Raw genomic sequence first — 20,770 nt, forward strand, 5'->3', positions numbered from 1 at the left:
TGAGGAATTTCTGGGAATTACTTTCAGGAGACGCCGAGTTCGTTGTCGATGAAGTCAAACATGTCATCGTCGTCGGCGTCCTCGAGCTGGTCCGCGATGTCAGGACCCGCGGTCCCGCCCGGCTCGGCGTCGTCGAGCCTGCCGAGCAGCGCCCGCAGCCTGCCGCGCACGGCGGTCCGCTCGTCCCCGGCCAGGACGCCCCCGGCCAGCGCCGCTTCCAGACCGGCCAGCTCGGCGATCACCCCGCCCGGCCGCGCGCCCGCGACCGCGTCGGCAGGCTCCGTACCGCTCGGCAGGCTCTCGTCCAGATAGGAGGCGAGTGCCGCGGGCGACGGGTAGTCGAAGATCAGCGTTGCGGGCAGGCGGAGTCCTGAAAGGGAGTTCAGCCGATTCCGGAGTTCCACCGCGGTGAGCGAGTCGACGCCCAATTCCAGGAATCCACGGGTGGCACCTATTGCCGCGGGCCCGGAATGCCCGAGCACCGTCGCCACATTACCCCGCACGGCGTCGAGCAGAGCCCGTTCCCGCTCCTCGGGGGAAAGTCCCGCCAATTCCCGGACGAGGGCGGGTCCGGTGCCGTTCGGCTCGGCCGGGTTCCCGGAGCGCGCGAGCGCCCTGTCGACGCGGCGGGGCTGCGCGGGCACCAGGTCCGCGAACACGGGCTGGACGCCGTCGGGTCCGGCCGAGGCCCGCAGGGACGCGGTGTCCAGGCGCAGCGGTACGAGGACCGCGGGGACGGCGGCGGCACGCGGCGGTGCGGGGGTCGGCGTGGCGGGGGCCGGTGAGACGGACGTCAGGGTCACGGCGGCGTCGAGGAGGGTGAGGCCCTCCTCCGTGGACAGCGCGGCCACGCCGCCCCGTGCCATGCGTCCCAGGTCCGCCCCGGCCAGCTTGCCCGTCATGTCGCTCTCCTGCGCCCACAGGCCCCAGGCGAGGGAGACCGCCGGGAGGCCCTGGCTGCGGCGCAGGACCGCGAGGGCGTCCAGGACGCTGTTGGCGGCCGCGTAGTTCCCCTGCCCCGGGCTGCCGAGCACGCCCGCGGCGGAGGAGAACAGGACGAACGCCGACAGGTCCAGGCCGGCCGTCAGCTCGTGCAGGTTGAGGGCCGCGTCCACCTTCGGACGCAGGACCGTGTCCAGGCGCTCCGGCGTCAGCGACGTGACGACGCCGTCGTCCAGTACGCCCGCGACGTGCACGACCGCCGAAAGACCACCGCCCGCCTCCGCGAGGAGGGCGCCCAGTGCCTCCCGGTCGGCCACGTCGCACGCGGCCACGTTGACCCGCGCGCCCGTCTCCGCCAGTTCCGCGCACAGTTCGTCGGCGCCCGGGGCCGCGGCGCCCCTGCGGGAGACCAGGAGCAGATCCCGTACGCCGTGGCGCTCGGCCAGGTGCCGCGTCACGACGCGCCCCAGTCCGCCGAAGGCACCCGTGACGAGGACGGTGCCCGCGCCGAACGGAGCGGCCACCTCCGCGTCCGGAGCAGCTGCTTCCTCGGCCGCTGCGGCGACCCGGGCCAGTCGCGGCACCCACACCCCGCCGTCCCGCACCGCCACCTCGGGCTCACCCGAAGCGAGGACGGCGGCGAGGGTCGCAGCGGTCACCGGACCGGCGCCCGTGAAGACACCGCCGTCCGCACCCGCCTGCGCACCCGAGTCCGTACCCGTACCCGTGCTCGTCCTCGTGCCCGCGTCGACGGTCGCGTCCACGAGGACGAACCTCCCCGGATGCTCCACCTGAGCCGACCGCACGAGGCCCCAGATCGCCGCCCCCGCGGGGTCGACGTCCGCGTCGGTGCCCCCGGCGGGCACCGCGCCGCGCGTCACGACGACGAGCCGCGCGTCCTCGAACCGCTCGTCGGCGAGCCAGCCCCGCACCACGGCGAGGGCGTCGGCCAGCGTCGCGGAGACGGCCTTGGGCGCTCCGAGCCCGGCGTCCCCGGCCGGCGTGCCGCCCGCGCGCCACAGCACCGCCGCGGGAAGCTCCTCTCCCGCCCCGAGTGCCGCGCCCAGGGCGGCGAGGTCCGCGAAGACCCGCGCGCCGGGCACCGCCGCCGTGTCCCCGAGGAGAGCCAGCGGCACTTCCGCGGCGGCCGTGGTCCCGGCCTGCCGCTTCCACTCGACGTGGAACAGCGAGTCGCCGACCGCGCGACCGCCGCGGAGCTGCTCGTCCGAAACCGGACGTGACACCAGCGAGTCGACGGTGGCGACCACCTGTCCCGCCTGGTCGGCGAGCGTCAGCGTCACGGCGTCGGCTCCGGCGCCGCGCAGGCGTACGCGGACCGTGGCGGCGCCTGCCTGGTGCAGACGTACGCCGCTCCAGGCGAAGGGCAGCCCGAGGCCCTGGCGTTCGTCGTCGCCGTCCTGTGCCTTGGGCAGCAGCAGGGTGGCGTGCAGCGCGGCGTCCAGGAGTGCCGGGTGCAGGGTGAAGGCCTCGGCGTCCGACTCCTCGGGCAGGGCGACCTCGGCGAACACCTCGTCGCCGCGCCGCCAGGCCGCGCGCAGCCCCTGGAACACCGGGCCGTAGCCGTAGCCCGTCTCGGCGAGGCGGTCGTAGAGCCCGGCCGCGTCGTCGATCGGCTCCGCGTCGCGCGGCGGCCACTCGGCCAGGCCCTCGGGCTCGGACTCGTCGGCCTCTGCGGACAGGTATCCGGCCGCGTGCCGGGTCCACGGGCCGTCGGGGTCGCCCTCGTCGCGCGAGTGGACGCTCACCGGGGCACGCCCGTCCTCGTCCACCGCGCCGACACTGACCTGCACCTGCACGGCGCCGCGCTCCGCAAGCACCAGCGGAGCCGCCAGCGTCAGCTCCTCCAGCGTCCCGCAGCCCACCTCGTCACCGGCCCGCACGGCCAGCTCCACGAAGGCGGTCCCGGGCAGCAGCACCCGCCCGCCCACAGCGTGGTCCGCCAGCCACGGATGCGTGGCCACCGAAAGGCGGCCCGCCAGCAGATGGCCACCGGAGTCCACCAGCGGAACTGCGGCCCCCAGCAACGGGTGTTCGGCCGACACCAGCCCCGTGGCCGACACATCGCCCGCGCCGCGCACGGCCGCGCTCGGCCAGTAGCGCCGCCTCTGGAAGGCGTACGTGGGCAGGTCGACGCGGCGCCGCGACGCGGCCGGGGCGTACAGGGGCGCCCAGTCGACCTCGACTCCGCGCACGTGCAGGCGCGCCAGCGCCGCCAGGAACGTGTCCGGCTCCGGGCGGTCCTTGCGCACCGCCGCGACGAGACCGGCCTGCGCGTCCGGGTCGGTGACCGTGTCGTGCGCCGTTCCCGGTACGTCAGTCCCTCGGCGACCTTGCGGAAGTCCGCCAGGATCGGGTCCATGAGGGGTGAGTGGAAGGCGTGGGACACCTTCAGCCAGCGGACCTTGCGGCCCTCGCCCCGAAGCTTCGCACCGCGAGCATGCCCCCGCCCTCGGGCAGCGACTGCATCAACCTGCCGCGCGCGACGACCAGTTGAGCCGCGTCCTCCAAAGACCAGAGTCCGGCCACGTACGCGGCAGCCAGCTCACCGATGGAGTGCCCGCCCACGATCTCCGGACGCACCCCGAAGGACTCGGCCAGACGGAACAGGGCCACCTCGACGGCGAACAGCGCGGGCTGCGCGTACCCGGTCTGCGCCAGGGCCTCCGCGTCCGTGCCGAACATGACGTCCTTCAACGGACGCTCAAGCAGCCCGTCCAGGTGCGCGCACACCTCGTCCAGCGCATCCGCGAACACCGGGAACGCCTCGTACAACTCACGCCCCATACCGACCCGCTGACTGCCCTGCCCCGTGAAGACGACCCCGAGGCGGCCGTCGACCACGGAACCGGTCACGGCCCCGGGACCGCCGGAGGCCACCGCGCCAAGACCGGTCAGGAACTCCTCCCGCTCCCGCCCGAACACAACCGCCCGGTGCTCGTGCACCGCACGCCCCGAGAGCAGCGACCAGCCCACGCCGAGAGGCTCAAGGCCCTCGCGTCCGGCCACGTGGTCCCGCAGCCGTTCGGCCTGGGTCCGCAGGGCGTCCGCGCTGCGGCCCGACACCAGCCAGGGCAAGGCGTGCGTCGGCGCTGCCACCGGAGCAGCCGCGTCGGCGGGCTCGACCGCGTGGGCCTGCTCCACGATCACGTGGGCGTTCGTCCCGCTCACGCCGAACGACGAGACACCCGCGCGACGCGGCGCGTCGCCGTCCCGCTCGGCCCACTCCCGGGCCTCCGTCAACAGCTCGACCGCGCCCGCCGACCAGTCCACATGGGAGCTCGGCTCGTCCACGTGCAGGGTCTGCGGAAGCACGCCCTCCTGCATCGCCATGACCATCTTGATGACGCCCGCGACACCGGCGGCTGCCTGGGTGTGCCCGATGTTGGACTTGATGGAGCCCAGCCACAGGGGCCGGTCGGCCGACCGCTCCTTGCCGTACGTGGCGAGGACGGCCCGTTCGGAGCCGTCAGGCCGTTGCTGGCACCGTCCTGGTTGACGGCCGAGCCACGCACGACCGCAAGCACCTCATGCCCGTTGCGCCGCGCGTCCGAAAGACGCTCCAGGAGCAGCAGGCCGACGCCCTCACCCCAGCCCGTGCCGTCCGCCGCGTCCGCGAACGCCTTGCAGCGGCCGTCCGTGGCGAGACCGCGCTGACGGCTGAACTCCACGAACGTGTCCGGCGTCGACATGACCGTCACGCCGCCCGCGAGCGCCATGTCGCACTCGCCCTGCCGCAGCGCCTGGGCGGCCAGGTGCAGCGCGACCAGCGAGGACGAGCAGGCCGTGTCGACGGTGACCGCGGGGCCCTCCAGGCCGAAGGCGTACGACAGGCGGCCCGAGACGACGCTGGCCGCGTTGCCCGTGCCGAGGTAGCCCTCGCCGCGGTCGGGGGCCGTGCGCAGGACGTCTTCGTAGTCCTGGCCGTTGGTGCCGGAGAAGACGCCGGTGCGGCTGCCGCGCAGGGTCGCCGGGTCGATGCCCGCACGCTCGAAGGCCTCCCAGGCGGTCTCCAGGAGGAGCCGCTGCTGCGGGTCCATGGCGAGGGCCTCGCGTGGGGAGATGCCGAAGAAGTCGGCGTCGAAGTCGGCCATGTCGTGGAGGAATCCGCCCTCGCGGACGTAGCTCGTCCCGGCGTGGTCGGGGTCCGGGTGGTACAGCGCGTCGACGTTCCAGCCCCGGTCGTCCGGCATGTCGCCGATGGCGTCCCCGCCGTCGCCGATGAGCCGCCACAGGTCTTCGGGTGACCGTACGCCGCCGGGGAAGCGGCAGCTCATCGCGACGATCGCGATGGGGTCGCCGTCCACCGCGCCCGCCCGGGCCGTGGTGGGCGCGGGGTTGCCGTCGCCGTGCGGAGCGAGGTCGCCGAGGAGTGCGTCGCGCAGGTGCGCGGCGAGGGCCTCGGGGGTGGGGTGGTCGAAGATCAGTGTCGCCGAGAGGTGGAGTCCGCAGGCCGCGCCGATGAGGTTGCGCAGTTCGACGGCGGTCAGCGAGTCGAAACCGAGGTCCTTGAAGGGGCGGGTGGCGTTGACGGCCTTGGTCGCGGGGTAGCCGAGGACGGTCGCCACGCGCTCGCGTACGAGGTCCAGGAGCTCCCGGTCCCGTTCCGCGGCCGGGAGCGCGGCGAGGCGTTCCGCGAGCGTGGCGGAGGGAGTGGTCGCGGTGGCGCCCCGGGCGCCTGCCGTCGAGGGCTCCGCCGGGCTGTCGGGCCGCGTGAGCTGGTCGAACAGGTGGTTGGGGCGCGCCAGGGCGTAGGTGGGCGCGCAGACGTCCCAGTCGACGTCGGCGAGCGTGACCGCTGCGGGGCTCGTCCCCGTGTGCGTGTCGGATCGTGCCGCGAGGGCGGTGGCCATCGCGGCGACGGCCAGGTCCGGGTCCATCGCGGGCATGCCGCTGTCCCGTACGCGCTGCTCCACGACGCCGCCGTCGACGGCCATGCCGCCGCCGGCCCACGGGCCCCACGCGAGGGAGAGCGCGGGCAGGCCGAGCGACCTGCGGTGGTGGGCGAAGGCGTCCAGGAAGGCGTTGGCCGCGGCGTAGTTGCCCTGGCCGCCGATGCCCATGGAGCCCGCGACGGACGAGAACAGCACGAACGCCGTCAGCCGGTCGTCGTCGTGCGTCAACTCGTGGAGGTTCAGGGCCGCTTGGGCCTTGGGGCGGAACACGGTGGCGAACCGGTCGGCCGTGAGGCTGTCGAGGACTCCGTCGTCGAGGACGCCCGCCGTGTGGAACACACCGGTCAACGGCACATCGTCCGGAATCTCGCCCAAGACCCGCGCGAGCGCCTCCCGGTCCGCCGCGTCACACGCAGCGACCGTCACCCGTACACCCAACCCCTCCAACTCCGTCCGCAGATCGACGGCACCCGGAGCGTCCAGACCACGACGGCTCGTCAACAGCACATGACCGGCACCCGCACGCACCGCCCACCGCGCCACATGACCACCCAGCGCACCCGTACCACCCGTGATCAACACCGTGCCGCCACCGGCCGACCACTCCCCCACCGACGACTCGCCGAGCGCGGCAGCGCCCGAGGGCACCCGCACCAGCCTGCGCGCGAACACGCCGGAGCCGCGCACCGCCACCTGGTCCTCACCCGAGGCCGACGCGGCGGCCAGGGCGTCGGCGAGCCGGAGCCGGGACCGCTCGTCGGCGTGTTCGGGCAGGTCGACGAGGCCGCCCCAGAGCTGGGGCTGTTCCAGGGCGGCGACGCGGCCCATGCCCCACACGGGGGCCTGTGCGGGAGCCGTCGGGCGGTCCGAGCGGCCGGTGCTCACGGCGCCGCTGGTGGCGGCCCACAGGGGTGCCGCCACGTCGATGTCGCCCAGGGCCTGGAGGAGGGCGAGGACGCCTTCGAGGCCGGTGGTGACGGTCGGGTGCGCCGATCCCTCGGACGCGTCGAGGGCCAGCAGGCAGAGCACGCCCTGGGGGCGGCCGGTGCCCGAGTCGACCTGTACGTCGAGGAGTTCGCGGAGCTTGGCACCGAGAATGTCACGGCGTGTCTCCTCGGGGCGGACCGCGATCCGGGCCACGCGCGCGCCGCGGGCTTCGAGGCCCGCGCTCGCGGCGGCGATCCACGGGTACGCGTCGTCGTCCGCCGGGGCGACCACCCACCACGTACCGTCGAAGGCCGCCGGGGCGAGGCCGGTCAGCGGCTTCCACGACTCCTGGTAGAGCCACCGCCCGACCGTGGAGGCCTCGCGCCGCTGCCGCCGCCAGGACGAGAGCACCGGAAGCACCTCGCGGAGGGCGCCCACGCCGTCGGCCGCGCCCTCCGCGCCCAGCTCGGCGCTCAGCGACTCCAGGTCGCCACGCTCCACGGCCTCCCAGAACCGTGCCTCCACCTCGTCGACGCCCAGGTCACCGCGACGGGCGACGGCCGCGGCGGTCGCGGACAGGTCGAGCCAGTAGTGGTCGCGCTGGAAGGCGTACGTGGGCAGGTCGACGCGGCGGCGCGCCTCGACCGGGGCGTAGAACGGCGTCCAGTCGACGTCGCAGCCGCGCGCGTGCAGTTGGGCGAGGGCGGCGAGGAACGTGGCCGGTTCCGGGCGGTCCTTGCGCACCGCCGCGACGAGCCCTGCCTGGGCGCCCGGCTCGGTGATCGTGTCGTGGGCCATCGCCGTGAGCACCGAGTCCGGGCCCAGCTCGAGGACGGTCGACACGCCTTGCGCGGTGAGGGCCCCGAGTCCGTCGTGGAAGCGGACGGCCTCGCGGATGTGCCGGACCCAGTAGTCGGGGTCCTTGAGCTGGTGTGCTTCCGCGAGTTCACCCGTGACGTTGGAGACGACGGGCAACTTCGGGTCCTGGTACGCGAGTCCCCGCGCGACCGCGCGGAACTCGTCCAGGATGGGGTCCATCAGCGGCGAGTGGAAAGCGTGCGACACCTTCAGCCACCGCACCTTGCGGCCCTCACCGCGAAGCTTCTCCTCCAGGCCCTCCAGGGCCGTGCGGTCGCCGGAGAGCACGACCTGCGAAGGACCGTTCACCGCAGCGACGCCCACCTTCTCGGACAAGCCCTCAAGGAGGGGCAGTACGTCGGCCTCCGCGGCCTGCACCGCCAGCATCGCGCCGCCCGCCGGGAGCGACTGCATCAACCGGCCGCGCGCGGCGACCAGTTGAGCCGCGTCCTCCAGCGACCACAGCCCCGCGATGTACGCGGCCGTCAGCTCACCGATCGAATGCCCGCCCAAGATCTCCGGCCGCACACCGAAGGACTCGACCAGACGGAACAGAGCCACCTCGAAGGCGAACAGGGCGGGCTGCGCGTACTCAGTCCGCTCCAGCAGCTCGGCGTCCGCACCGAACATCACCGACTGGACAGAACGCTCCAGCAGCCCATCCAGGTGCGCACACACCTCGTCCAGCGCATCCGCGAACACCGGGAACGCCTCGTACAACTCCTTGCCCATCCCGACCCGCTGACTGCCCTGGCCCGTGAAGAGGACCCCGAGGCGACCCTCGACCACCGAGCCGGTCACGACCCCCGGACCGCCGGAGGCGACCGCGCCGAGACCGGCCAGGAACTCCTCCCGCTCCCGCCCGAAGACGACCGCCCGGTGCTCGTGCAGGGCACGCCCCGACAGCAGCGACCAGCCCACGTCGACGGCGTCGAGGTCCTCGCACCCGGCCAGGTGCTCGCGCAGGTTGTCCGCCTGGGCCCGCAGCGCCTCCGCGCCGCGCGCCGACACCACCCACGGCACCACGGCCACGGTCGGCGGCGTGTCACCGACGGGGTCGGCCGCCTCGGCGGGCTCGACCGGCTGGGCCTGCTCGACGATCACGTGGGCGTTGGTGCCGCTCACGCCGAACGACGACACGCCCGCGCGGCGCGGCGCGCCGCCTGCGCGGCCCGGCCACTCCCGGGCCTCCGTCAGGAGCTCGACGGCGCCCGCCGACCAGTCCACGTGGGAGCTGGGCTCGTCCACGTGCAGGGTCGGGGGCAGCACGCCTTCCCGCATCGCCATGACCATCTTGATGACGCCCGCGACACCGGCGGCGGCCTGGGTGTGCCCGATGTTGGACTTGACGGAGCCCAGCCACAGCGGCTCGCGCCCGTCCGGACCCTCCGGCCGCGTCTGCCCGTAGGTGGCGAGGAGCGCCTGGGCCTCGATCGGGTCACCGAGCGTCGTGCCCGTGCCGTGCGCCTCGACGGCGTCGACGTCACCGGCCGAGAGACCGGCGCTCTCCAACGCGGCCCGGATGACTCGCTGTTGGGAGGGTCCGTTGGGGGCGGTCAGGCCGTTGCTGGCACCGTCCTGGTTGACGGCGGAGCCACGCACGACCGCGAGCACTTCGTGGCCGTTGCGGCGGGCGTCCGAAAGACGCTCCAGGAGCAGCAGGCCGACGCCCTCGCCCCAGCCCGTGCCGTCGGCGGCCTCCGCGAACGCCTTGCAGCGGCCGTCCGTGGCGAGGCCGCGCTGGCGGCTGAACTGCACGAAGGTGTCGGGGGACGACATGACGGTCACGCCGCCCGCGAGGGCCATGTCGCACTCGCCCTGGCGCAGCGCCTGCGCCGCGAGATGCAGCGCCACGAGGGACGCCGAGCAGGCCGTGTCGACGGTCACCGCCGGGCCTTCGAGGCCGAAGGCGTACGACAGGCGGCCGGACATGACGCTCACCGCGTTGCCGGTGAGGACGTGGCTCTCGATGTCCTGGGGGACGGCGGCCATGCGGGAGATGTAGTCGTCGCCGTTGGAGCCGACGAAGACGCCCGCGCGGGTGCCGCGCAGGGTCGTCGGGTCGATGCCCGCGCGCTCGAACAACTCCCATGACGTCTCCAGGAGATGGCGCTGCTGCGGGTCCATGGCGAGGGCCTCGCGCGGCGAGATGCCGAAGAAGTCCGCGTCGAACTCGCCCGCGCCGGAAAGGAAGCCGCCCTCGCGGACGTACGTCTTGCCCGCGCGGTCGGGGTCCGGGTCGTAGAGGTCGGCGAGGTCCCAGCCGCGGTCGCCCGGGAACTCGCCCATGGCGTCGCGGCCCTCGGCGACCAGGCGCCACAGGTCCTCGGGGCCGCGCACACCGCCGGGGAAGCGGCAGCTCATCGCCACTATGGCGATGGGGTCGCTGTCCGTGGAGGTGGTGTCGGCGGAGGCGGTGCGGGGCTCCGTGGCGGCCCCGGCCGTCTCGGACCCGAAGGTCTCCTCGGCCAAGTAGGCGGCGAGTACGAGGGAGTTGGGGTAGTCGAAGACGAGGGAGGCGGGCAGGCGCAGACCCGTGGCCGCCTGGACGCGGTTGCGCAGTTCCACGGCGGTGAGGGAGTCGAAGCCGAGATCGCGGAACGCGCGGCCCGGGTCGATGGCCTCGGGCGCGGAGTGCCCGAGCACGGCGGCGGCCTGGGCGCGGACGAAGGTGACGAGGGCCGCGTCGCGCTCCGCCGCGGGGAGGGGGGCGAGCCGGCGTATCCAGTCGGGTCCGGTGACGGTGCGGCCGCTGGTGTCGGGGGTGTCGTCCGCCGGGGCGGCGGTCCGCTCCCGCACCTCGGGGATCGCGGTGAAGAGGGGGTTGGGGCGGGCCGCGACGAAGCCGGGCAGGAAGGTGTCCCAGTCGACGGCGGCGATGACGACGCTCGCGTCGCCGCGCCCGACGGCGTCCCGCAGGGCGGCGACGGCACGCTCGGGCGGCATCGGCGGCATGCCGTCGCGCCGGGTCCGCTCGGCGCGCACGGCGGTGTCGGCGAGCCCGGCGCCGTCCCACGTGCCCCACGCGACGGAGGTGGCGGGCAGGCCGTCGGCGCGGCGCTGTTCGGCGAGGGCGTCCAAGTAGGCGTTGGCGGCGGCGTAGTTCGCCTGGCCCGCGTTGCCGAGGGCGCCGGATGCCGACGAGTACAGGACGAACGCGTCCAGGTCCAGGTCCCGGGTGAGGTCGTGCAGGTGGGCGGCCGCCGGGGACTTCGGGCGCAGCACGCCGTCGAGGCGTCCGGGGGTGAGGCCGTCGACGGTCCCGTCGTCCAGGACTCCGGCCGTGTGCACGACGGCCGTGAGGGGCGCGTCGGCGGGAATCTCGGCCAGGACCCGCGCGAGCGCGTCCCGGTCGGCCGCGTCGCAGGCCGCCACGGTCACGCGTGCGCCCGACTCCTCCAGTTCGGCGCGGAGTTCGGCCGCGCCGGGCGCGTCGAGGCCTCGCCTGCTCGTGAGGATCAGGTGGTCGGCGCCCGCGCCTGCGAGCCAGCGGGCGACGTGCCCGCCGAGCGCGCCCGTGCCGCCCGTGACCAGGACGGTGCCGCGGGGCGTCCACGGCGTATCACGGGTCAGGTCGGCGCCCGCCGCCTCGCCGCGGAGGAGGCGGCGCACGAAGACGCCGGAGCCGCGCACCGCGAGCTGGTCCTCCACGGCGGTGCCGGGGGCGTCCGCGCGGGGCCCGGCGGTGGCCGCGGTGAGGATCGCGGTGAGGCGGGCACCGGCCCGGGTGTCGCAGGAGCGTGGTACGTCGACGAGTCCGCCCCAGCGGTCGGGGTGTTCGAGCGCGGCGGTCCGGCCGAGTCCCCACAGGTGGGCCTGCGCGGGGTGGTCGAGGCGGTCGCTGCGGCCCGTGGAGACGGCACCCTCCGTGAGGGCCCACAGGCGGGCCTCGGTGCCGGTGTCGCCGAGGGCCTGGAGGAGGGCCAGGGTGGCGGCGAGCCCGGCGGGCACGGCCTCGTGCCCGGTCAGGGGGGACTCGTCGAGGCCGAGGAGGGAGAGGACTCCGGTGAGGGGGGTGGTGGGGGTGAGGCTGTCGAGGGGTGCTTCGGGGCTCGACTCGGCACTGTCGGCGCTCGGCTCGACTCCGTCGGAGGTCGGCTCGGCTCCGTCGGAGGTCGGCTCGGCGGCTTCGGCGCCCTCGGGCCGCGTACCCCCGCCCGACGCGGAACCACCGCGCCCCGCAGCGGCGACCCCGGCCGCCCCACCCCCGGCCGCCTCCCGCAGCCGCTCGGCCAGCAGCTCCCGCGTCGCCTCGCCCGCGGCGACGCGCAGCTCGACCGGCGCCGCCCCGGAGCGTGCCAGGGCCTCGACGGCCCCGGTCGCCCACGGGTGGTCCGCCGCGCTCTCGGGCAGGACGACCAGCCAGCGCCCGGAGAGGCGGGGGGAGGGCAACTGGCCTGCGGGCAGGGGCTGCCAGGCGATCCGGTAGCGCCAGCTGTCGATGACGGCACGCTCGCGGCGCCCGCGCCGCCACGCGGACAGGCCGGGCAGGACCTCGCTGAGCGCGCCCTCGGCGACGTCTCCGAGCGTGGACGTGAGCTGGTCGACGTCCTCGCGCTCGACGGCCTCCCAGAAGCGGGCCTCGGCCTCGTCCGCGGCGGCGGGCGCCGTGGCGCCGGACGCGCGCTCCTCGGTCAGCCAGTAGTGGCGGCGCTGGAAGGGGTACGTGGGCAGGTCGACGACGGTGTGCTCGCCGGGCAGCAGGGCGTGCCAGTCCAGCTCGGCGCCGAGGGCGTGGGCCTCGGCGACGGAGGCGAACAGGCGGTCCGCGCCGCCCTCGTCGCGGCGCAGCGACCCGAGGGTGGCGGCCGGGGTGTCGGCGGCGTCGATGACGGCCTGGACCGGGACGGTGAGGACCGGGTGCGGGCTCATCTCCAGGAACAGGGTGTGGCCCTCGGCGAGGAGGCCGCGCGTGGCGTGCTCGAAGAGGACGGTGTGGCGCAGGTTGCGGTACCAGTAGTCCGCGTCCATGAGGGTGTCGTCGGTCAGCCAGTCGCCGGTGAGCGTGGAGTACAGCGGCACGTCGGGCGAGCGGGGCGCGACGGGCGCGAGGACCCGTGCGAGGTGCTCCTCGATGGCTTCGACGTGGGCGGAGTGGGAGGCGTAGTCGACGGGGATGGTGCGGGCGCGGATGTCACGGGCCAGGCAGCTCGCGACCAGTTCCTCCAGGGCGCCCGTGGTGCCGGAGACCACCACGTGCGAGGGGCCGTTGACCGCGGCCACGGACAGGTCGTCGCCCCACGGGGCGAGCATGGCGCGGACCTGCTGCTCGGGCAGGGGTACGGAGACCATGCCGCCGAGCCCGGAGAGTTCGAGGATGGCCTGGCTGCGCAGCGCGACCACCCAGGCCGCGTCCTCCAGGGACAGCGCGCCCGCGACGCACGCGGCGGCGATCTCGCCCTGGCTGTGCCCGACGACGGCGGCGGGCTCGACGCCCGACGCCCGCCACACGGCGGCGAGGGACACCATCACGGCGAACAGGACCGGCTGGACCACGTCCACCCGGTCGAAGTTGTCCCCGCTCAGCTCCTCGAACAGGTCCCAGTCCACGAACGGGCCGAGCGCGTCGGCGCACTCGCCCATGCGGTCGGCGAACACCGGGCTGGAGTCGAGGAGTTCACGGGCCATCCCGGCCCACTGCGAGCCCTGCCCGGGGAAGACGAACACCGGCCGGACCGTGCCGCCCTGCGCCCGGCCCGCGACCACGTTCCGGGCGGTCGTGTCACCCTGCGCCAGCGCATCGAGCCCGGCAAGCAGCTCCTCCCGGTCGCCGCCGAGGACGACACCCCGGTGCTCGAACCGCGACCGCGCCACCGCCAACGACCAGGCGACGTCGTCCACTTCGAGGCCGGGCCGCGCCAGCAGATGCGCGCGCAGGCGGGCGGCCTGCGCCCTCAGGGCGGGCTCGGTCTTCGCCGAGAGGGAGACGGGGACAAGGCCGGGGATGACGCCAGGGGTGGCAGGGGTGACGTCGGGGCCGGTGGGGGTGAAGCCGGAGGCGGTGTCGGCGGCGAACGCGAACACGTCATCGGGTACGAGGGCGGGCGCGGCGCCCACGAAGGGCTCACCCCCCGGCGCGCCCCCGGACTCCCCCGCCGACAGTTCCTCCCCCGCCGGAGCGTCGATGGGGGCACCCACCGGCTCCACAGCCGAAGCCTCCGCCCGCTCCTCCACCGGAGCCTGCTCCACGATGAGGTGCGCGTTCGTCCCGCTCATCCCGAACGACGACACACCCGCGCGCCGGGGCGCCCCGTCGGCCCGCTCGGGCCAGGCCCGCGCCTCGGTCAGGAGTTCCACGGCCCCCGCGGACCAGTCGACGTGCGTGCTCGGCTCGTCGACGTTCAGGGTCTTCGGGAGCAGGCCGCGGTCGATCGCCTGGACCATCTTGATGACACCGGCGACGCCCGCGGCGGCCTGGGTGTGGCCCACGTTGGACTTCAGCGAGCCCAGCCACAGCGGTTCCCGGCCGTCGGGGCCCTCGGGGCGGTCCTTGCCGTAGGTGGCGATGAGGGCCTGCGCCTCGATGGGGTCGCCGAGGGTGGTGCCGGTGCCGTGGGCCTCGACGGCGTCGACGTCGGCGGGCGTGAGGCCCGCGTCGGCGAGGGCGGCACGGATCACGCGCTGCTGAGCGGGGCCGTTGGGGGCGGTCAGGCCGTTGCTCGCACCGTCCTGGTTCACGGCCGAGCCCCGTACGACGGCGAGGACCTTGTGGCCGTTGCGGCGGGCGTCGGACAAGCGCTCCAGGACGAGCATGCCCACGCCCTCGCCCCACGCCGTGCCGTCCGCGGCCTCGGCGAAGGGCTTGCAGCGGCCGTCGGGAGCGAGGCCGCGCTGACGGCTGAAGGCGAGGAAGGAGCCCGGTGAGGCCATGACGACGACGCCGCCCGCGAGGGCGAGGGCGCACTCGCCCTGCCGCAGCGCCTGCACGGCCAGGTGCAGGGCGACAAGGGACGACGAGCAGGCCGTGTCGACCGTCATGGTCGGACCCTGCAGGCCGAGGGTGTAGGCGATGCGGCCGGAGGCGACGCTCGCGGCGGTGCCCGTGACGAGGTAGCCCTCCAGGCCGTCGCCCGCGTCGCTGAGGCGGGGGCCGTACTCCTGGGTCTCGGCGCCGACGAAGACGCCGGTGCCGGAGTCGCGCAGGGCGGCGGGGTCGATGCCCGCGCGCTCCAGGGCCTCCCAGGACGTCTCCAGGAGGAGGCGCTGCTGCGGGTCGGTCGCGAGGGCCTCGCGGGGCGAGAGGCCGAAGAAGTCCGCGTCGAACTCGCCCGCGTCGTGCAGGAAGCCGCCCTCGCGGACGTAGCTGGTGCCGGGCCGGTCGGGGTCGGTGTCGTACAGGGCGTCGAGGTCCCAGCCGCGGTCGGCGGGGAAGCCGGAGATCGCGTCGGTGCCGTCGGCGACCAGCTGCCACAGCTCGTCGGGGGTCTCGACGCCGCCGGGCAGACGGCAGCTCATGGCGACGATGGCGACGGGCTCGTCGTCGGCGCGGCGGGCAGCGGCGGGCACGTAGCCCACGTCGGCGCTCTCGAAGAGTTCGGCGCGCAGATGGCGGGCGAGACTGTCGGCGCTCGGGTAGTCGAAGACGGCGGTGACGGGCAGCTTGAGGCCGGTGGCCCGCTGGAGTCGGCGGTGCAGCTCCACGGCGGTCAGGGAGTCGAGGCCGAGGTCGAGGAAGGGGCGGGAGAGGTCGCCGGGCGTGCGGGTGCCGTCCGCGCCGCCGAGGACCGCGGCGACCTGCTCGGCGACCACGGTACGCAGCCGCCGCTCCTGTTCCGCGCGCGGGCGGCCGTCGAGAGTGGCGCGCAGTTCTTCCGGCTGGTCCTCCGGCCGGCCTTCCAGCTTGCCTTCCAGCGGAGAAGGGGTTTCCGGGTGAGGCCGGGCCTCCGGGTGAGAATGGGCTGCGAATTCCTCGAAGTCGCTCATTGTTCCACTCCGTAGCACCGGCCATGATGGCTTTCAACAAATCCCTGACTGCACTCCGGGCAATTCTCTGAATCGACGGCGCGACGGGCCCGCGGAATCCATGGACCGGGAATCCTCGACGATTCCCCGATACGCTGTGGATTCCTGCGGCCGCACGGATCCCTGGTTTCCCGAGGTTTCCCGAGGAACACCGGTATTCCCGAACCGACTTCAGACAGATTTGCCCACAATACCTGTGCAGGCTAACAGCGCGACCTTCGCCGCCCCTACCCCTAAGCTGCCCCTATGGCGCCCGGGTACCGGGCGGATATAGGGGTGTTCGGGATTCACGCCCGGCCCTAGGGTCAGGATCGTGGAAAACGCTGTCCGGGTTGAGAATCTGGTGAAACAGTACGCGTCCAACGCACGCCGCGTGGTCGACGGCCTGAGCTTCGATGTGTATCGGGGCGAGGTGTTCGGACTGCTCGGCCCCAATGGCGCGGGGAAAAGCACCACGGTGGGGATGATGACCACCCGGGTGCGGCCGACTTCGGGCAGCGTCGTGATCGACGGTGTCGACGTGGTCGCGCGGCCGAGAGAGGCGAAACGCGTGCTCGCGGTGGTGCCGCAGCGCAACAACCTCGACCGGTCGCTCTCGGTGCGGCAGAACCTGCTGTTCCACGCCACGTACCACGGCATCCCGCGGGCCGAGCGACGGCAGCGCGCCGATGAACTCCTCGACCAGATGGGCCTGTCGGACTACCGCAAGTCCAAGGTCGACGACATGTCGGGCGGGCAGGTGCAGCGCGTGATGATCGCCCGCGCCCTGATCCACCGGCCGAACGTGCTGTTCCTCGACGAGCCCGCGACCGGACTCGACCCGCAGGCGCGCCTGTTCGTGCACGAGCGGGTCGCCGAACTCGCCGAGCGCGGCGTGACGGTGGTCGTCACCACCCACGACATGGACGAGGCCGCCAAGCTGTGCGACCGCGTCGGCATCGTCGACCGCGGCACCCTGCTCGCCCTGGACACCCCGGACGGCCTCGGCAAACTGCTGCCCGCGCACTCGACGCTCGCCCTGACGGTGGAGTCGCCGCAGGGGCCCGCGCCCGTGGTGAAGCTGCTCTCCGACCTGCCCGGGGTGCGTCAGGTCGACGAGGTGGACCCGGAGAACCCGCCCGCGGACGGCGGTTTCCGGTTCCGCATCTATACGGACACCGAGCCGGTGGCGGCGCTCCAGCCGGCGCTCGCGGCGCTGACCGGCCCGGACTTCCGGGTGACGGACGTCGGCGTCGGAAAGGTGTCCCTGGAAGACGTCTTTCTCCACCTCACCGGAAAGAATCTGCGATGACTACGTCGGCCACGGCCGCACCGGCCTCGCGGCAGTTGCACACGTTCGGCGCCATCATGTGGCGCGACGTGTTTGTCGCCCTGCGCCAGTTCCCCACGTTCATCGGCCAGGCCATCATCCAGCCGTTCTTCACACTCTTCGTGTTCGGTGTGCTGCTGAGCGACGCGGGCTATGTGGACGGCGACTACAGCTCGGTGCTGCTGCCCGGCGTGCTCGCCCTGAACGGATTCCTCGGCGGCATGCAGAACACGGCGCTGCCGCTCGTCGTGGACTTCTCGTACACGCGTGAGATCGAGGACCGGCTTCTTTCGCCGATCTCGCTGAGCCTGGTGGCCGTCGAGAAGATTCTGTTCGGCGCGCTGTACGGGTTCGTGGCGTCGCTGATGATGACCCCCGTCGGCATGGTCCTGCTCGATCTGTCGTGGCCGATCAGCAAGACCGTCCCCGCGCTCGGCATCGCCGGGCTCGGCGCGCTCGCGGGTGCCTCCATCGGGCTGTGCCTCGGTACGTCAGTGAGCAGCGACAAGGTGGACGTGATGTTCACGCTGGTCCTGATGCCGCTGCTGTTCACGGGCTCGACGCAGTTCCCGCTGGTCGCCCTGGACGAGGTGCGCTGGTTCCAGGTCATCTGCGGCGCCAATCCGCTGTCGTACGCCAGTGAGGGCATGCGGGCCGTGACGTCCCCGAACGTGGAGCACGTACCGCTGCCGATCACGCTCATCGTGCTCGTCGGGTCGATCACGCTGTTCGCGTCCATCGGCATCCGCGGGTTCCTCAAGCGCGCGCAGACGTAGGCGGCTTCGCGGCAGGCGGATGCGGGAGGACCGGCGGAAGGGCCCCGGAGCGGATGCGCTCCGGGGCCCTTCCTCTGTCCCGCGCCGGGCTGTCGCCCGGTCAGTCCTCGGGCAGGTCGACCGGCGCCAGCTCCGCGAACAGGTCACCGGGTCCGGGGTTCAACGGCATGGTGGCGCCGCCGAGATGGCGCTGCACGCCCCAGACCGCGTTGAGGCCCGTCGTCACGGCGCCCTCGGCGAAGCCCGCCGTCCAGGAGACGTCGTCGCCGGCGAGGAAGAAGCCGCGCTGACGTGGCGTCAGCTCCTGCTGCATGAAGTGGGTGAACAGGCGCCGCTGGTAGCGGTAGTGGCCCGGCAGGTTGGCCTTGAAGGCGCCCTGGAAGTGCGGGTCGGTCTCCCAGGTCACCGTGCGCGGAGGCGCGATGACGCGGGAGCGGATGTCGACGCCGGGGTAGATGTCGGCGAGCACGTCGAGGACACCGTCCAGGCGCTCCTCGGGGGTCAGCGGCGCCATCTTCAGGGAGTCGTCGTTCCAGGTGTACGACAGGCACATCACGCCGGGGCGGTCGGGGCCCTCGTCGAAGAGGTAGACGCCGCGCGGCATCCGGTCGGTGAGGGTCGTGCTCATCACGTCCCGGCCGGTGCGCGGGTCGCGTTCGCGCCAGAACGGGCGGTCCACGAGCACGAACAGCTTGGAGGAGCCCATGTAGTGGCTGCGCTCCACGGCCGTCCACACCGACGTGGGAAGGAGCGCCTGGTCGCAGCGGACGTTGGTGACCAGGGTCCGCTTGTGCGGGGTGAAGACGGCCGCGGGGAAGGCCCGGGAGCCGCCGCCGTGCTCGTGCACGGTGATGCCGCGCGAGGTGCGCTCGATGCGGGCGGCACCGCCGCGGGGGCCGCCACGGTGCAGGGACTCCAGGGACGTGCCCGCGGGCCAGTGGGCCGCGTCGTCGGGGGCGTGCGACCACAGGCGCAGGGGCAGTTGCTGGGAGCCGCCGACGACGAGCCGGTGGTCGTCCTCGGCGCCGGTGTAGACGACCCGCAGGATCTCCAGCATCGAGTTGGGGAAGTCGGTGTCCCAGCCGCCGGCGCCGAAGCCGACCTGGCCGAAGATCTCCCGGTACTTGAAGGACTGGAAGGAGGGCGAGTTCGCGATGAAGCCGTAGAAGGACTGGTCGTCCAGGGCGCGCACCAGCGGGTTCCAGATGGCCTTGATGGCGGCGGTGTCCCGGCGGCGGATCGCGTCGTCCATGGCGAACAGCTCGGCGTGCTCCTGGAGCGTCTTGTCCCAGGCCATGCCGACTTCCTGGTAGATGTCGGGGAGTTCGCCGGCCCGCCGGGCGTAGTGCCGGTCGCCGCCCAGGGCGACGACGGTGCTGCCGCTCGCGGCGGTCAGCGGGTTGGGGAAGGGCCGGGTCTGAAGGCCGACCAGGTCCAGGTAGTGGCGCAGGGCGAGCGCGGAGGCGGGGAAGCGCATGGCGCCGAGCTCGGCCACGGCGTCGGGATGGCTGTCGAAGGCGGCGGAGCGCATGCGGCCGCCCATCTGTCCCGTTTCGTACACCACGGGCCGCAGCCCCAGGCGGAGCAGCTCATAGGCGGCGACGAGACCCGATATCCCGGCCCCGATCACGGCGACCGGTGTCCCGAACTCCGCTTCCGGTATTTCACCGAGGCCGTGGGCGCTGGACAGCCATTCGTCGTAGGCGAAGGGAAAGTCCGGGCCCAGCATGGTGATGGATTCTGCCGCGCCGGGACGCGAACTGCCGTTGAGGGCAACCAACGGATACTCCTCTGACCGTGGTGGAGGCCGGCCCGGCGGTACGTTCAGACGGCCGCGGTGAGCCGGGCTGCGGCAGCAGGAGAACGGTCTGCGACGTACGCGGCCGAGCCTTGCCCCACGGGGCCGTCGGGCTCGCGAATCGCCTCCGATACACGGCGCGTCTGACGGTGCCCTTGATTATGACGACGGCGCCCGGGGGCGGAGAAACCCCTCAACATCCCCTTACGCCTCCTACGTTCACGCACCCGGCACCCCAGGGGCACCACGGCCACCACGATGACGGGGCCGAAAAAGACACGCGACACGCACTGAGTACTTTAGTAGCCAGGCCTCGATCCTGAAGACTGTACGAAAGTCAGGAGACGCCTTGGAATGATCTATGGTGTCCGCACCACGCACCCCCAGAGAGTCCCCGCGTACCCAACTGTGCAACATTCGCAATGAAGGAGAGGCTTCATGCATCGAGGGTCGGACGGCCGAAGGTTCGCGGTGCATGATCACCGGCCGGGCACCGCGCCCGGCGGAGCCCGGCCGGAGCCCATGGCCCTGGAGGTACGGCACGCGGCGGACGGCGGATCGGGGGCGTGCGCGAGCGGTTCGGGGGGCCGGGAGCGCGTCCTGCGGATCGAGCCGCACAGCTGCGTGGCCGCGGTCTCCGACGACGAGTCGGCGGACCGCTTCCTCGCGCGGCTGCTGTGCGACGACAGACCCGGCCGTGCCGTGTCGGTCCACGGCCTCGACCCGCGCGCAGATCCGACGGCCGTGCGACGGCTCGTCGGTGTCGTGTCCGTGGGCATGCCGCTGCCCGAAGTGATGGTCCACGAAGCGCTGGTGGCCGCGGGCAGACACAAGGGGCTCTCCGCGGAGACGGCCACACAGCGCACGGCGGACTTAACGGACGCCCTCGGGCTGCGGGCCGTCGAGCGGGTGCCCGTGTCCGGGCTCTCCCCGGGGCAGCGCTCGCGCACCGCCCTGGGGTGCGCGCTGTTGCACGTACCGAAGTTGCTGTTGCTCTGTCATCTTCTGGACGAGCTGGACAGCACGTCGGAGAAGATCATCTGTCGGGTCCTGAGCCGCTACACGGCGTCCACCGGGACCGTGGTGTTCTCCACCCGCTCCTGGCAGATCGCCCACGCCGTGGCGGACCGCGCCTTCGCGGTCCACGACGGCGAGATGTGCCTCGACTGCCGGTCGGCCGCTCACTGACCGAATCCGGCAGGGCGCCGCCGGTCACGCTCCGGGCGGCCGCCCCTCCCTCCGGTTCTCCACGCCTCCCCAGGTCATCGGACACTCAACTCCGTCT

The 20,770-nt window shown here is 73.5% G+C and carries 6 protein-coding genes and 2 pseudogenes; 3 read left to right on the forward strand and 5 right to left on the reverse strand.

Annotated features, from left to right (window positions below; genetic code table 11):
* Positions 1-23 precede the first annotated feature (23 nt).
* The 4 genes and pseudogenes from OO63_RS46940 to OO63_RS46955 form a co-directional block, all read right to left on the reverse strand.
* Positions 24-3,212: a type I polyketide synthase gene (locus OO63_RS46940; RefSeq protein ID WP_051811189.1), complete on the reverse strand. Its 3,189-nt coding sequence runs from the start codon at positions 3,210-3,212 to the stop codon at positions 24-26.
* 139 nt (positions 3,213-3,351) lie between these two features.
* Positions 3,352-4,293, reverse strand: a complete 942-nt coding sequence (locus OO63_RS46945; protein WP_248782217.1) for an acyltransferase domain-containing protein — start codon at positions 4,291-4,293, stop codon at positions 3,352-3,354.
* An 18-nt stretch (positions 4,294-4,311) separates the two neighbouring features.
* A pseudogene (locus OO63_RS46950) lies at positions 4,312-4,371 on the reverse strand (hypothetical protein); the annotation flags it as partial.
* Between the two features lie 194 nt (positions 4,372-4,565).
* Positions 4,566-15,446, reverse strand: a pseudogene (locus OO63_RS46955) (type I polyketide synthase); the annotation flags it as partial.
* A gap of 499 nt (positions 15,447-15,945) precedes the next feature.
* On the opposite strand from OO63_RS46955, the gene OO63_RS25785 reads away from it, so the two are divergent.
* Both OO63_RS25785 and OO63_RS25790 read left to right on the forward strand, forming a co-directional pair.
* The gene (locus OO63_RS25785) at positions 15,946-16,893 is read left to right on the forward strand and encodes an ABC transporter ATP-binding protein (protein ID WP_199819456.1); all 948 of its coding nucleotides are present in this window, start codon (positions 15,946-15,948) and stop codon (positions 16,891-16,893) included.
* The gene (locus OO63_RS25790) at positions 16,890-17,687 is read left to right on the forward strand and encodes an ABC transporter permease (RefSeq protein ID WP_030357193.1); all 798 of its coding nucleotides are present in this window, start codon (positions 16,890-16,892) and stop codon (positions 17,685-17,687) included. Before OO63_RS25785 ends, OO63_RS25790 begins: the two co-directional genes overlap by 4 nt.
* Before the next feature lie 100 nt (positions 17,688-17,787).
* Here the strand turns inward: OO63_RS25790 and OO63_RS25795 are convergent, their stop codons facing one another.
* Positions 17,788-19,416, reverse strand: a complete 1,629-nt coding sequence (locus OO63_RS25795; RefSeq protein ID WP_030357192.1) for a flavin monoamine oxidase family protein — start codon at positions 19,414-19,416, stop codon at positions 17,788-17,790.
* A gap of 507 nt (positions 19,417-19,923) precedes the next feature.
* On the opposite strand from OO63_RS25795, the gene OO63_RS42445 reads away from it, so the two are divergent.
* Positions 19,924-20,673 carry a P-loop NTPase family protein gene (locus OO63_RS42445; RefSeq protein WP_157854049.1) on the forward strand — a complete coding sequence of 250 codons (750 nt, stop codon included), beginning with the start codon at positions 19,924-19,926 and terminating at the stop codon, positions 20,671-20,673.
* Positions 20,674-20,770 lie beyond the last annotated feature (97 nt).

This window comes from Streptomyces alboflavus, assembly GCF_000716675.1.
GTDB lineage: Bacteria > Actinomycetota > Actinomycetes > Streptomycetales > Streptomycetaceae > Streptomyces > Streptomyces alboflavus.

Coding starts and splice junctions, on each gene's coding strand:
- OO63_RS46945 (WP_248782217.1), bottom strand. CDS start 4,293: ATGGCGATGCAGGAGGGCGTGCTTCCGCAGACCCTGCACGTGGACGAG.
- OO63_RS25790 (WP_030357193.1), top strand. CDS start 16,890: ATGACTACGTCGGCCACGGCCGCACCGGCCTCGCGGCAGTTGCACACG.
- OO63_RS25795 (WP_030357192.1), bottom strand. CDS start 19,416: ATGCTGGGCCCGGACTTTCCCTTCGCCTACGACGAATGGCTGTCCAGC.
- OO63_RS42445 (WP_157854049.1), top strand. CDS start 19,924: ATGCATCGAGGGTCGGACGGCCGAAGGTTCGCGGTGCATGATCACCGG.